The organism is Deinococcus pimensis DSM 21231 (assembly GCF_000519345.1).
GTDB classification, from domain to species: domain Bacteria; phylum Deinococcota; class Deinococci; order Deinococcales; family Deinococcaceae; genus Deinococcus_A; species Deinococcus_A pimensis.
The window spans coordinates 41,030-53,581 of the sequence record NZ_KI912630.1; the positions used below are offsets into that span (position 1 = coordinate 41,030).

The window sequence follows — 12,552 nt, forward strand, 5'->3', positions numbered from 1 at the left end:
CGAGCGCGAGCTTCCCGACGAGCTGACCCGCGTGCGCGCCGCGCGACACGGCGTCCCTGCTCGCCTTCACCACGAGACCCCGGTCGGACGCGACCACAGCGAGGTCCGCGCCGCTGCGGTCGAGCAGATCGTCGGCGGCGCCGCGAAGCTCGCTCGCCTCCACGCCCGTCAGACGCAGCGACGCCACCCTGAACCCGCCGAGTTCCCGCACGTCCTGCGCGGCGCCGCCGCCCATCTGCGCCTGCGTCAGCTGACGGCGCAGCGTCGTCACCTGAGCGTTCAGGTCGCGCAACTGCCCCTGCAGGCCCGCGAGGCGCTCCGCGAGGCCCGCCGGGTTCGTGTTGAGCGTCAGCGCGAGGTCCGAGAGCGTCGTGAGCTGCTCACGGACGTACGCGGTGGCCGCCTCGCCCGCGAGGGCCTCCACGCGCCGCACGCCCGCCGCGAGGCCCTCCTCCGAGACGATCACGAAGGAGCCGATCTCGCCCGTGCGCTTCACGTGCGCGCCGCCGCACAGCTCACGGCTCGTCACGACGTGATCCTGGAAGGGCACGCCGCCCTCCACGCTCACGACGCGCACCGTGTCGCCGTACTTCTCCCCGAACAGCGCCATCGCGCCGGTCGCGCGGGCCTCGTCGAGGCTCATGTACGCGTACGTCACGGGGAAGTCCGCCTGCACCCAGCGGTTCACGAGGCGCTCCACCTCGCGGACCTGCTCGGGCGTCAGGGTGGCGCCGTGCGAGAAGTCGAAGCGCAGCCGATCCGGGGACACCAGCGAGCCCGCCTGACGCACGCCCGAGCCCAGCACCGCGCGCAGCGCGGCGTGCAGCAGGTGCGTGGCCGTGTGGTGCCGCTGCGTCGAGAGGCGCTCCGGGAGGTCCACGACGCCGCGCACCGACGCGCCGACCGTCAGCTCGCCCTCCTCGACGGTGAGGTCGTGCAGGAAGAGACCCTGCGGGCTCTTGCGGGTGTCACGGACGAAGCCGCGCCCGCCCTGCCACTCCAGCCAGCCGCGATCGCCGACCTCGCCGCCGCCCTCCGCGTAGAAGGGCGTCCGGTCGAGGACCACCTGCGCCGCGCTGCCCGCCGGGAGCCGCGTCAGCGTCTCTCCGCGCTCCACGACGGCCAGCACGCGGCCCTCCGTCACGAGGTCCTCGTACCCGACGAAGTCCGTCGCGCCGTGCGTCCGCGCGACCTCGTCGAGGGCCTCCTGCACGTCCCCGAACAGCTCGCTCTTGCCGTACTTGCTGCCCGCGCGCGCCCGCTCCTGCTGCTCCTCCAGCGCCCGGTCGAAGCCCGCCTCGTCCACGCCGACGCCGTACTCCTCCGCGATCTCCCTCGTGAGGTCCAGCGGGAAGCCGTACGTGTCGTACAGCGTGAAGGCCTCCGTGCCGGACAGCATCTCGCCCTTCTCGATCTTCGCGAGGATCGCCTCCAGGCGGGTCGTGCCGCTCTCCAGCGTCGTCAGGAAGCGCGTCTCCTCCGCGCGGATCGCGGCCTCCACCTCCGCCTGACGCTCGCGCAGCTCGGGGTACGCGCCGCCCATGCGCTCCACCACGAGCCCCACGAGGGTGTGCAGCACCGGCTCGCGCAGGCCCAGCAGGTACGCGTGACGGCTCGCGCGGCGCAGGATCTTGCGGATCACGTAGCCGCGCCCCGTGTTGCTGAGCGTCACGCCGTCCGCGACCGTCATGCTGACGCTGCGCACGTGCTCCGCGATGACGCGGTGCGACAGGCTCGTCACGCCCTCGTAGGGCTTCCCGGAGAGCTCCGCGACACGCGTCACGAGCGGCAGGAACACGTCGTTGGAGTAGAAGTCCGGGACGTTCTGCAGCACGCTCGCGATGCGCTCCAGCCCCATGCCCGTGTCGATGTTCTTGTACGGCAGGTCCGCGAGGACCCCGCCGTCCTGACGGTCGTACTGCGGGAACACGAGGTTCCAGATCTCCAGGAAGCGCGCCGACTCGCGCGTCTCCTGATAGTCGGCCCAGGTGTCGCTGCCGAAGTCCGGGCCGCGATCGTAGAAGATCTCCGAGCACGGGCCGCACGGACCGTTGGGACCCTTGGCGGGCGCGTCGGCGGGCCAGAAGTTCTCGTCCGCGTCGAAGCGCAGGATGCGCTCCTCGGGCAGGCCGCACTCCCTCGTCCAGACGTCGAAGGCCTCCTGATCGTCCTTGTAGATCGTGACGTGCAGCTTCGCGGGGTCCAGCGCGAGCCACTCGGCGCCCGTCAGGAACTCCCACGCGAAGAGGATCGCGTCACGCTTGAAGTAGTCGCCGAAGCTGAAATTGCCCAGCATCTCCAGCAGGCTGCAGTGCCGCAGCGTCCGGCCGACGTTCTCGATGTCGTTCACGCGCAGGCACTTCTGCGCCGTCGTGACGCGCTTTCTCTCGCCCTCGTGCCCGGGGAAGCGCGCGGCGGCCCCGAGGAACTGCGGCTTGAAGGGCTGCATGCCCGCCACGGTGAACAGCGTGGTCGGGTCGGGCGCGATCAGGCTGTGCGAGGGCAGGCGCAGGTGCCCCTTGCCCTCGAAGAAGGACAGGTACTTCTCGCGGATCTCGGCGGTGGTGAGGGCGGACGTCATTCGGCAAGTATACCGGGCGTCCGCCCGGGTCTCAGGTCCGCGCGAGGAAGCCGCGCAGCTCGAAGGTCAGCCGGGACGTGGGCACGCGCTCCAGCGGGTGCGGCACGTCCGGCAGGACCAGCAGGCCCGCACCTTCGACGGCGCGGGCGGCCCCGGCGGTCTCGTCCAGCGTGACGGTCGCGTCCCGGTCGCCCACGGCGAACAGCGCGGGCACCGCGAGCGCCGAGAGGACCTCCGGCGTGAGTTCCGGCGAATCCCCGAGCTCCCGCAGGAAATCCGCCGTGCGCGACAGCAGGTCCGCGAGCGGCGTCGGCGCGTGCCGGGCCTCCAGCTCGCCCGCGAAGCGCGGCACCTTCTCCCGCATCCGCGCGAGGTCCAGCAGACGCGACTCGCGCGCCGCGACGTCCGGCGTCCAGCGCAGCTTCGTCGCGAGGGTCATCACGCCCGCCACCCGCTCGGGGGAGCGCAGCGCGAGCGTGAGCGCCACGTGCCCGCCCATGCTGTAGCCGAACACGTGCGCGCGCTCCACGCCCTCGCGGTCGAGGACGTCCGTCACGGCGTCCACGAAGCCGTCCGTCGCGAAGCGCGCGGGCAGGGGCATGCCCCCGTGCCCCGGCAGGTCGGGCGCGAGCACACGCGCGAAAGGAGAGAGCTCCCGGACGACGTCCGCGAAACCCGCGCCGGAGCCGAGCGCGCCGTGAAGCAGCACGAGGACGGGCAGATCGGTCATGCGGACCAGCATAAGGGAAGCGGACGGAGGCGGTCGGGTTGCTCATGCCTGGGGCGGCGAAGGGAGGCCGTCCGCGCTTTGGCTGCGTACGCTCGGGGACGGCCCGGGGCTCATGCCTCGTGCGTCTACGTGTCTCTCCAGGCTTGGGCGTGGCCGTCCAGCTTTTGGCTACGTACGCACCCGAGCGGTCGGGTTGCTCATGCCTCGTGTGTCGACGTGTCTCTCCACTCATGGGTGGCTTCGTACGCCCCGGGACGGCCCGGGGCTCATGCCTCGTGCGTTGACGCGTCTCTCCACTCATGGGTGGCTGCGTACGCTCGGGGACGGCCCCTCGCTCATGCCTGGACCGGTGACGTGTCTCTACATCTTATTGACACTGTCCACCTGCACCCCGTACCTCAGGATGATCGTCTTGAGCCGCTGCATCGCCTGCACGGCCTGCTCCTGGTCCGCGTCCTCGAACGCGATGGTGAGCCGGCCGGGCTCGTCGCCCTTCGGGGGCTGCGCGAGCAGCTGCAGGGGCCGCGCGAAGACCGCCTCGCGCGTCATGTCGCGCAGCACCTTCAGGTACGTCGGTTCGTCCACGCCCACCAGCGCGAAGGAGATGCCCTGCTTCGTCATGCCCGAGGCTAGCAGTCCCGAAGGGTGACGCGGGCGCCCATGAAGACTACCTTCGCTCGTAGGACAGCACGCGGTAGGTGGCGAGGGTGTCGCTGCGGAGGTTGTCGAAGCCGGGCGGCAGGTTGTACTCCAGCCCCGGCACCTGGATGATCTGCGCGCTTTGCCCGGCGTTGCAGTTGCTGCTGGTGCAGAAGGTGCCGGTCGTGATGTTGCCCAGCACCCGCCCGCCCTGCGCGACCGTGGTCTGGTTGCCCGCGTAGAACAACCCCACCGCGATCTGCTGGCTGGTCGGCAGACCGTTCTGGTTGTCGCCGGTGAACAGCAGGTCGTTCTCGGCGAGCACCCCCAGGACGTCCGCGTCGGGGAAGGTGCGGCCCCCGCCGCCGGGCAGGACGTTGCCGTCCACCGTGACGTTCCCGCCCACACCGTTCTTGCGCTCGACCAGCAGGGTGGACTTGCCCTGGTAGCGCACGACCATGTCCTCCTGCATGTACACGTTCAGGCCGCGCAGGTCGAGGATGCCCGCGATGGTCAGCGTGCCCTGCTTTGTGCCCGAGTTGTACGAGTACGTGAAGCCGCGCGTGCGGTCCGGCGAGGTGCAGGAGATGGACGAAGTCCCGAACGTCAGGGTGGGCGGAGTGCCGGAGATGACGCTGCTCAGCCTGCCGGGCGTGCAGGAGAAGTTCACCGAGGCGGGCAGCATGCTCACGGTGGAGCCCGTCACGTCGATCACCATGCCCCTGCTCTCCGCGTCGCTCTGCAGGCACTGACGCCAGGTGCGGGTGGGGTCGCTCTTGCAGTACGTCCGTCCCGACCCGTCCGCGTCCAGCACCGGGAAGTTGATGGGCTGGCTCAGGTCGAACGCGCCCGTCGGCGCCTGCGCGTTCACGGTCGCGCTGCCCGACGTCGTCACGCTGTTCACGCCCGTGCCCACGTTCAGGCTCTGTACCCGCCCCTGGAAGCCGTCGGGCGCGGTGGCCTCCCCGATCAGGCTGCTGCCGCCCAGCTCGACCCGGCCGTACGCGACGCGCAACCGCGCGCACAGGTCCTTCTGCTCGGTCGCCTCGAGCTTGAGGTACGACGCGAGCTGACTGCTGCTCAGGCCCGTCACGCTCGCGAGCTGGGCGTTCGTGTAGTGATTCTTCATGGTGAAGTTGCCGTTGCTCTGGACGACGTTCTGGGTGGGCTGGGCGGGGTCGCCCTGGATGTAGACGGAGCCCCAGATGTTCGCGCCGCCGTTGACGTAGCGGTTGGTGGCGCCGCCCCCGGCGAACAGGGCGTTGCTGAACACCCCAGCGTTCTGGCCCTGCACGACCGTCTGCACCGTCGCCTTCCCGCCGAACGCGCCGGGCGTGGAGCCCACGGAGCGCAGCAGGATCGTGGCGCCGTTGACGTGGTAGGACACGGTGTACTGCCCGAGGACGCTGCTCACGTCCCGCAGCACCTCCGTCCGGCTGCCGTTGTCGCGCAGGTCGCCTGGACCGTCGGTGGTGCCGTCACGGTCGAGGTCGAGTCCGGCGGCGAGCAGGTTCCCGCACTGGGCGTACCGGCTCGTGATGCCCGCGTACAGCGCGGGATTGGCGAGGTAGAAGTTGAAGGCCTGGAAGGTGGCGGTCTTGTACTTCTGCAGGCCCGCGCGGGCGATGTACTCCGCCTGGGTGGTGGTGAGGTCGTTGCGGGCGTTGGCGCGTTCGATCTGGGTGGTGAACATCGCGCCGAAGACCAGCAGGGCCACGACGACGACGACCGCGAGGGTGGTGATGAGGGCGACGCCTCGTTGGTGGGTGCTCACGACTCCTCCTGACTACTGGTCCTTGAGGTTGGCCATCGCGATCTCCTGCGTGCTGCCGAAACACACGGCGCCCGTCGGGCACGGCACGGCGCGCGATACGCCCGCCGCGTCCACGTAGGTGAACACCCAGGGGCTCGCGTCGGGCAGACGCGCGGTCGACGCGACGAGCAGGGACAGCCGCGCCGAGCGGGGGTACGCGGGCAGGGGCGAGGGGTTCGTGACGGTCGGCGCGGGCGTGGGGCACGCGGGTGTGTCGAAGGTGCGGCCGTCGCTGCAGACGTACGTGACGTTCATGACGAGCACGTTCCGCGCGAACTCGGGGTCGGGGGTGCCGGGCGTTTCCGGGGTGCCGCAGGTGACGTCGCGCCGCCGCAGCGTCGTGGCGCCGGGCGCGTCGAAGCGGTAGCGGACCTCGCGGCAGGCGCTCACGGTGTCGCGCAGGGACGTGAGGTAGCGGACGCTGACGCCGTCACGGGCGCCGCCGTCGATCGCCGCGAGGCACGGCGTGGTCGGCGTGCAGGACGCGAAGGGGAGGGTCCCGACGCTGTTGCCGCTCACGTAACGGCTCGTCCCGGCCGACTGCAGGTCCTGCAGCAGCACCTGCGAGACGACCCGGACGGCGTCCTGCGCGTCGTTCCTGGCCTGCACCAGTCGCGTCGCCCGGTTCTGCGTGCCGATGTAGTTCAGCGCGGCGCCCAGCACGACGAGCAGGATCGTTCCGGTGACGAGCAGCTCCACGATCGTGAAGCCCGTCCGGGCGGGCGTCCTCACAGGCGGCTCCCCGGGCCGTTCGTCGGGTTCACGGGCAGGGTCCGGGCGGCGGGGCAGGGGGCGGGCAGGTCCCGCGTGGGGGACGGGTAGACGTCGTAGCAGGCGACGGTGTCGGTGAGGCTGAGCCGCTCGCGGCCCTCGCCGGAGGACACGACGACGCGCAGCACGCCCTCGTCGGCGACGGCGGTGCTCGCGCTGACGGTGAAGGTGAAGCCGCCCCGCGTGGCGGGCGGGGTGACGCCCGCGACGAGCGCGGCGGGCGGGGCGCCGTCCGCACGGGCAGGCGGGACGCTGCCCTGGCACCTGAGGGCCGTCGAGACGGACGGGGTGGGCGCGCCCGCGACGGCCGCGCCGCCGCAGTTGTTCCAGAACCACGTGAAGAAGTAGGCGTTCTGCGGCGTGGCGGCCGCGCCGGAGCCGGAGACGCGTTCGTAGCGCAGCAGCAGGCTCTCGACGTACTCGATGCCCGCGACGAGGTCGGCCTTCACGCTGGTCTCCGCGCGGGCACGGCGGGTCTGCTCCATGTTCACGAGCTGGCTCTGCGCGAGGGCCACGAGGGCCAGACTGAGGACGGAGAGCGCGACGAGCATCTCGACGAGCGTGAGTCCCTGCGCGCGTCTCACTCGACGGCGCTCCTTCCCTGCGCGCTGACCGTGACGGTCCGCAGGGTGGCGGCGTCGGTGACGCTCGTGAGCTGCACGCTGGACGTGCCGTTCAGGGTGCGCAGGACGCCGCGCGCGTCGAACACGAGGGTGGTCGCGGCGGTCGCCTTGAGCCGCACGGCCCGGTAGTCGCCCTGCGCGTAGGTCACGGCGGTCGACGCGAGCGGCTCGTCGCCCGCGCCGAACGCGAGGTCGAGGTTCCGGTCGACGAAGACGAAGGCCCGCTGAATGGCGGGGTCGATCCTGACGCCCATGGGCTGGTTCGTGCGCAGCGCTTCGAGGCGGGCGCGGGCGACCATGGCGGCCATGCCGTTGGCCGCCTGGTTGACGGCGGTGCGGTCCGGGCGCATGGTGCTGCCGAGCAGCGCCGCGAACACGCCGGTGGCGGCGATGACCACGAGCAGTTCGATGATCGTGAAGCCGAAGCGGGATCGTGTCATGGTCGGCGTCCTTTCCGGGCCCTGCCGACCGACGTGCGGACGACGACGCGCGTCGCGCGTCGTGTCGCCGGGTCGGTCGCACCACTGGCTCCGCTCGTTCCAGGTGCCCGAGTACGGGACGAGCTTCTTCGCCACCCAGCCGATGAGGCTTCCCTCACCGATCTCATCTCGATGATGGGGCCAGAGGTGTGCCCCTCCTACCCCCTGAATGGGGTAAACGGGCGTGAAAATCCGCCATCGTGACGCAGCTTGCAGGGTGAGTTCTTCACAGCAGGGGAAGCGTACCAACCCCTACGATGAAGCCAGGATGAAGAAGCCGATCCTGTCAGGCCTGCTGACGGCGCTCCTGCTCGCCGCCTGCGCCGGGCAGGGCGCTCCCGACGCCACCGTCACTCCCACCCCCTCACCCGCGCCCGGCGCCCTCCCGCAGCCCAGTCCACAACCCGCCCCCGTCCTGAAGTGGTCCGACCCGGCCACCTGGCCCGGGGGTGAGGTTCCCGCCGAGGGCGCCGCCGTCACGATCCCCACCGGGAAGCGCGTCCTGCTCGACGTGAGCCCTCCACCCCTCGCGAGCGTCACCATCCCCGCCGGAAGCACCCTCGCGTTCGACGACCGGCCGCTGGACCTGCGCGCCGACTGGATCATGATCCACGGCGGACGGCTGGAGGCGGGCACCGAGGCCGCGCCCCTCACCGCCGACGTCAGCATCACCCTCACCGACCGCACGCCCGGCGAGGACGTCCACGGCATGGGCGACAAGGTCATCGCCGTGATGGACGGCGGCACGCTCGACCTGCACGGCAGGCCGCGCCTCTCGTGGACGCGCCTGGCGCGCACCGCCCGCGCGGGTACGGACGAACTCGTGCTGGACCGCGCGCCCGACTGGCGGGCCGGGGACGTCCTCGTGGTCGCCTCCTCGGACTTCGACCAGGGCCGCGCCGAGCAGGTCGTCGTGCGGAGTGTGGCCGGCAGCACCGTCACGCTCGCGCAGGCGCTGAAGTGGTCCCATCACGGCGAACTCCAGACGTTCGCAGGCCGCACCCTCGACGAGCGCGCCGAGGTGGGCCTGCTGAGCCGCAACGTCGTCGTGCGCGGCGAGACCGCGAGTTCCGCGTCCGGGTTCGGCGGGCACGTCATGGTCATGACGGGCTCCACGGCCCGCGTCGAGGGCGCCGAGCTCACCCGCATGGGCCAGAAGGGCGTCACGCGGCGCTACCCCATCCACTTCCACATGCTCGGAGACGCGCCCGGCTCGTACGTGCGCGGCAGCAGCCTGCACGGCCTCTTCAACCGCTGCGTCACGGTCCACGGCACCAACCGCGTCACCCTCGACGGCAACGTCGCGTACGGCACCATCGGGCACTGCTTCTTCCTGGAGGACGGCGCGGAGACCGGCAACCAGATCACGAACAACCTCGCGCTCGGCACGCGCCGCCCCGACAAGAACGCCGGGGAGACGGCCATCCTGCCCACCGACACGGAACCCGCGACGTTCTGGATCACCAACCCCGCCAACACCGTACGCGGCAACGTCGCCGCCGGTTCGGACGGCACCGGCTTCTGGTACGCCCTGCCCGAGCACCCCACCGGACTCTCCGCCGCGAACGGCGGGAGCGTCTGGCCGCGCCGCACGCCCCTCGGGGAGTTCAGCGGCAACGTCGCACACTCCAACGGCAGCACCGGCCTCAACGTGGACGGCGGCCCGAACGCCAGCACCCTCGCCGCCGAGACGACGTGGTACCGCCCCTCGAAGGACCCCGCCGATCCGAAGTCCGAGGTCGTGCGCGCGAACTTCGCGGACCTCACCGCGTACAAGAACCGCTTCCGGGGCGTGTGGCTGCGCGGCGAGGGTCACGACCTCACGAACGCCGTCCTCGCCGACAACGCCATCGGCGCGACCTTCGCGTCGAACGACTCGCACCTCGTGAACGCCCTCGTGGTGGGGGAGAGCGCCAACCGCGGCGGCGAGGGTCCCTCCTGGGAGACCAGGCGCGCGGACGGCGGCAGCCTCCCGCTGTGGTGGGAGCCGTCCTTTCCGATCCGCGGCTTCGAGTTCTACGACGGGCGCGTGAGCGCGCGCGGCAGCACCTTCGTGAACTTCACGCCGGACGCGCAGCGCCCGGCGAGCGCCCTGGGCTACCTGCGCCGCAACGCCTTCCCGCTCAGTCCCCTCAACGCCGCCGACACCCTCACCTTCGTGAACGCGAACCGCGTGTACCTCGAGGATCCCGCCGCCGGGTACGACGGGGACCGCGCGGCCGTGTTCCGTGACGCGGACGGCAGCGTCACCGGCACCGCCGGGCGGGTCGTCGCCGCGAACAGTGCGCTGCTCTTCGACGCGTCCTGCGCGCGACGCGACGACTGGAACGCGTACGTGTGCCAGAAGGACTACGGCCGCCTCTGGCTGGACGACGTGAGCGCGTCCGGCGCGGGCGCCCTCACCGTCACGCGCGCCCGCGACGCCGTGAACGTCACCCTCGCGGGCGTGCCCGACGGCCGGACGTACGTCTCCACGAGCGTGCCGCTCGGCGAGAAGTACACCCTCGCGTACGCCGGCTCCGCCCCGGCGCGCCTGCGGATCGGCCTGAACGACCGCAGGCCGGGCGACACGCTGCGCCTCAGCCTGCCGTACTCCACCGAGCCCGCCCTGTACAGGGACTGGTGGGTGGACGAACGCAACCGCCTCACGAAGGTGGCGCTCGCGGACCTGGAGGGCAGCACCGCCGGGAACGTGTACGCCTACGAGGGGGGCGTGCTGCACGTCAAGCTCGTCGTGAAGGCAGGCCTCGACTGGGCCGAGCTGGAGGTGTGCCGCACGACGCTGTGCAGGTAGCGACGTGACGAGGGGGCGGGCCCGCGCTTGGGCCCGCCCCCCTCACGTCAGGACCTCGCTCAGCGGCGGTTGTTGCGGTCGTCGCGGAGGTCGCCGTCCGCGTCACGCAGGTTCACGTCGCCCGTCTGGTTCACGTCGAGAACCTCGCGGCCCACGGTCTCCGTGAAGGTGCGCTGCTCGGTCTCGGTGCGCTTGCCCACCTCGACCTCCTCCACGACGTACGCCTGCTTCTGCACGTTCGCGCGCTCGGCCTCCAGGTCCACGCGCAACGTCTCGCTGCCCGCGCCGAGCGTCACGTTGCCCTCCACCGGACGCCCGTCGTTCACGGGACGGCGCTCGATGACGAGCTCCTCGTGCTGGAGCTCCACGTTCACGTTCTGCTGGCGCGTCTCGACGTGCTTGCCGACCTCGACGCTGCCGAGCAGCTCGCGGTGCTTCTCGACGAAGAGGCGCTCCTCGAGCAGCTGGAGGCGCTCGCGCTCGGCGAGGTCGCCGCGCGAGAGGCTGGAGTCGATGTCGCGCAGGCGCAGGTCGGCGGATTCCGTGGTGGGGTAGCGGTCGCGCAGGTCGTCGTTGCGGACGCTGCCGGAGCTCACGCTGCCCGCGCCCATGCTCGCGGAGCCCATCGTGCCCGCCCCGAGGGTGTCCACGCCGCCCGTGCTGCCCAGACCGCTCGCGCCGATCCCGGAGGTGGTGCCGGTCAGGCCGCGCGAGCCGCTCTCGTAGCCGTGCACGTAGCCGCCGTTGCGGACGAGCACGTCACGCACCTGATCGGGCGAGACGTTGCTGCTGCCCTCCACCGCGACGAGCACGCCGCCCTCCTCGACGCGGCGGCCGTACTCGCGCGCCTCCACTCTCGAATAACGCCCCTTGCCTACTTCCCCTCCCAGAGGGCCGCCTCCACCGCCCACTACAGCTTCGGCGACGGGGGCCTCGCCTTCCGTACCGAGCGTAGGGGCTAGCACACCCTCTTATATGAACGGACCCCCACCGGCAATCCCTTCTGCGGCAAGGCCCTCTAGAGCTCCTACCCCTTCTCCCGCCAGCAGGCCCTTGCCGGTGCCCTCGTTGATGTCGTGGCTGCGCTCGTCGCTGCTGCGGCCGTCACCGACGCCCGTGGCGGTGCCGGAGACGTGGTCCCCGTGGCGGGAGACGCTGCTGATGTGGGCGTCCGTGACGCCCAGACGGCGAAGATCGGCGACGGCGGCCTCGGCCTCGGGCATGCCGCTGAAGACGGCGGTGATGCGGTTGGTGTTCATCGTCATGATGTGGTCCTCCCTCTCTGTTGGTGCGTTCTCTTACAGGTTGTAGGTCGCGTGCCCGTCGTTTTTCCTGGCAGGAGGCTCAACCCGTGTTCACGGGGCGTCGGGCCAGCGTTGGCCCTGCCCTCACGCGGCCCGCGTTCTTGCGCCCGTCTTCACGGGGGTGATGCCCGCGCGGGCCGGGCCGTACTCTGGACTCATGCTGGTGAACGAGGCCGTCCAGTCCCTCCTGACACGCGAGCGGCTCCTCCTGACCGACCTGCTCGCCTTCCTCGACGCGCAGGGCGCGCCGCCCGAGACGGTCGCGCACGCCCGGCAGGCCGTCGCGAACCTCGACGAGAGCTTCCTGCTCGTCGTCGTCGGGGAGTTCAACGCGGGCAAGTCCAGCTTCGTGAACGCCCTGCTCGGGCAGACCGTCCTGCCCGAGGGCGTCACGCCCACCACGGACCGCATCTACGTGCTGCTGCACGGCCCGCAGGGTCCCGTGGAGGCCACGGGCGATCCCTTCGTGGTGCGTCAGCGCGTCCCGCTCGACGTCCTGGAGGGGGTCGCGCTGGTGGACACGCCCGGCACGAACGCCATCATCAGGCAGCACCAGACGCTCACGGAGGGCTTCCTGCCGCGCGCGGACCTCGTGCTGTTCCTCACCTCCAGTGATCGGCCCTTCACGGAGTCCGAGCGGCAGTTCCTGGAGCTCGCGCGCCGCTGGGGCCGCAGCGTCGTGATGGTCGTGAACAAGGCCGACCTGCTCGAAACGGACGAGACGCGCGAGCAGGTCCGCGCCTTCGTGGAGGCGGGCGCGCGCGGCGTGCTGGGCGTGGCGCCGCCCGTGCACCTCGTGAGCGCCCGCGCGGAGCAGC

At 71.4% G+C, this 12,552-nt stretch carries 11 protein-coding genes and 1 riboswitch; of the genes, 2 read left to right on the plus strand and 9 right to left on the minus strand.

The genetic code is table 11. From position 1 onward, the window contains the following. From alaS to DEIPI_RS0104110, 7 genes are all read right to left on the minus strand, one after another. On the minus strand, nucleotides 1-2,581 hold a 2,581-nt coding region (gene alaS / locus DEIPI_RS28365), incomplete at its 3' end, for an alanine--tRNA ligase (protein ID WP_084473942.1). Nucleotides 2,582-2,612: 31 nt separating this feature from the next. Next, nucleotides 2,613-3,311 (minus strand): alpha/beta fold hydrolase, encoded by a 699-nt coding sequence (locus tag DEIPI_RS0104085; RefSeq protein ID WP_169737016.1) that lies wholly within the window; start codon nucleotides 3,309-3,311, stop codon nucleotides 2,613-2,615. Between the two features lie 360 nt (nucleotides 3,312-3,671). Beyond that, nucleotides 3,672-3,932 (minus strand): hypothetical protein, encoded by a 261-nt coding sequence (locus tag DEIPI_RS0104090; RefSeq protein WP_045233610.1) that lies wholly within the window; start codon nucleotides 3,930-3,932, stop codon nucleotides 3,672-3,674. A gap of 46 nt (nucleotides 3,933-3,978) precedes the next feature. Beyond that, the gene (locus DEIPI_RS0104095; protein WP_027480943.1) at nucleotides 3,979-5,724 is read right to left on the minus strand and encodes a hypothetical protein; all 1,746 of its coding nucleotides are present in this window, start codon (nucleotides 5,722-5,724) and stop codon (nucleotides 3,979-3,981) included. A 12-nt stretch (nucleotides 5,725-5,736) separates the two neighbouring features. Further along, nucleotides 5,737-6,495 (minus strand): PilW family protein, encoded by a 759-nt coding sequence (locus tag DEIPI_RS0104100; protein WP_027480944.1) that lies wholly within the window; start codon nucleotides 6,493-6,495, stop codon nucleotides 5,737-5,739. Further along, complete coding sequence (locus tag DEIPI_RS0104105) at nucleotides 6,492-7,118, minus strand: type II secretion system protein (RefSeq protein ID WP_027480945.1); 627 nt, start codon at nucleotides 7,116-7,118, stop codon at nucleotides 6,492-6,494. Before DEIPI_RS0104105 ends, DEIPI_RS0104100 begins: the two co-directional genes overlap by 4 nt. Beyond that, nucleotides 7,115-7,597: a GspH/FimT family pseudopilin gene (locus DEIPI_RS0104110; protein ID WP_027480946.1), complete on the minus strand. Its 483-nt coding sequence runs from the start codon at nucleotides 7,595-7,597 to the stop codon at nucleotides 7,115-7,117. The genes DEIPI_RS0104105 and DEIPI_RS0104110 overlap by 4 nt, the downstream gene beginning before the upstream one ends. A 62-nt stretch (nucleotides 7,598-7,659) precedes the next feature. Further along, nucleotides 7,660-7,742, minus strand: a riboswitch (cyclic di-GMP riboswitch). 162 nt (nucleotides 7,743-7,904) lie between these two features. On the opposite strand from DEIPI_RS0104110, the gene DEIPI_RS0104115 reads away from it, so the two are divergent. Then, entirely contained in the window at nucleotides 7,905-10,430 is a 2,526-nt protein-coding gene (locus DEIPI_RS0104115) for a G8 domain-containing protein (RefSeq protein ID WP_027480947.1), read from the plus strand. Between the two features lie 59 nt (nucleotides 10,431-10,489). Here DEIPI_RS0104115 and DEIPI_RS28370 read toward each other — a convergent pair whose 3' ends face one another. Next, on the minus strand, nucleotides 10,490-11,242 hold the full coding sequence (locus DEIPI_RS28370) for a YsnF/AvaK domain-containing protein (protein ID WP_245588508.1): 753 nt from the start codon (nucleotides 11,240-11,242) through the stop codon (nucleotides 10,490-10,492). A gap of 159 nt (nucleotides 11,243-11,401) precedes the next feature. Next, nucleotides 11,402-11,695: a hypothetical protein gene (locus DEIPI_RS0104125; protein WP_027480948.1), complete on the minus strand. Its 294-nt coding sequence runs from the start codon at nucleotides 11,693-11,695 to the stop codon at nucleotides 11,402-11,404. A gap of 196 nt (nucleotides 11,696-11,891) precedes the next feature. On the opposite strand from DEIPI_RS0104125, the gene DEIPI_RS28375 reads away from it, so the two are divergent. Further along, nucleotides 11,892-12,552: dynamin family protein (locus DEIPI_RS28375; RefSeq protein ID WP_045233611.1), on the plus strand; the 661-nt coding region annotated here is incomplete at its 3' end.

Coding starts and splice junctions, on each gene's coding strand:
- DEIPI_RS0104085 (WP_169737016.1), bottom strand. CDS start 3,311: ATGACCGATCTGCCCGTCCTCGTGCTGCTTCACGGCGCGCTCGGCTCC.
- DEIPI_RS0104090 (WP_045233610.1), bottom strand. CDS start 3,932: ATGACGAAGCAGGGCATCTCCTTCGCGCTGGTGGGCGTGGACGAACCG.
- DEIPI_RS0104110 (WP_027480946.1), bottom strand. CDS start 7,597: ATGACACGATCCCGCTTCGGCTTCACGATCATCGAACTGCTCGTGGTC.
- DEIPI_RS0104115 (WP_027480947.1), top strand. CDS start 7,905: ATGAAGAAGCCGATCCTGTCAGGCCTGCTGACGGCGCTCCTGCTCGCC.
- DEIPI_RS0104125 (WP_027480948.1), bottom strand. CDS start 11,695: ATGACGATGAACACCAACCGCATCACCGCCGTCTTCAGCGGCATGCCC.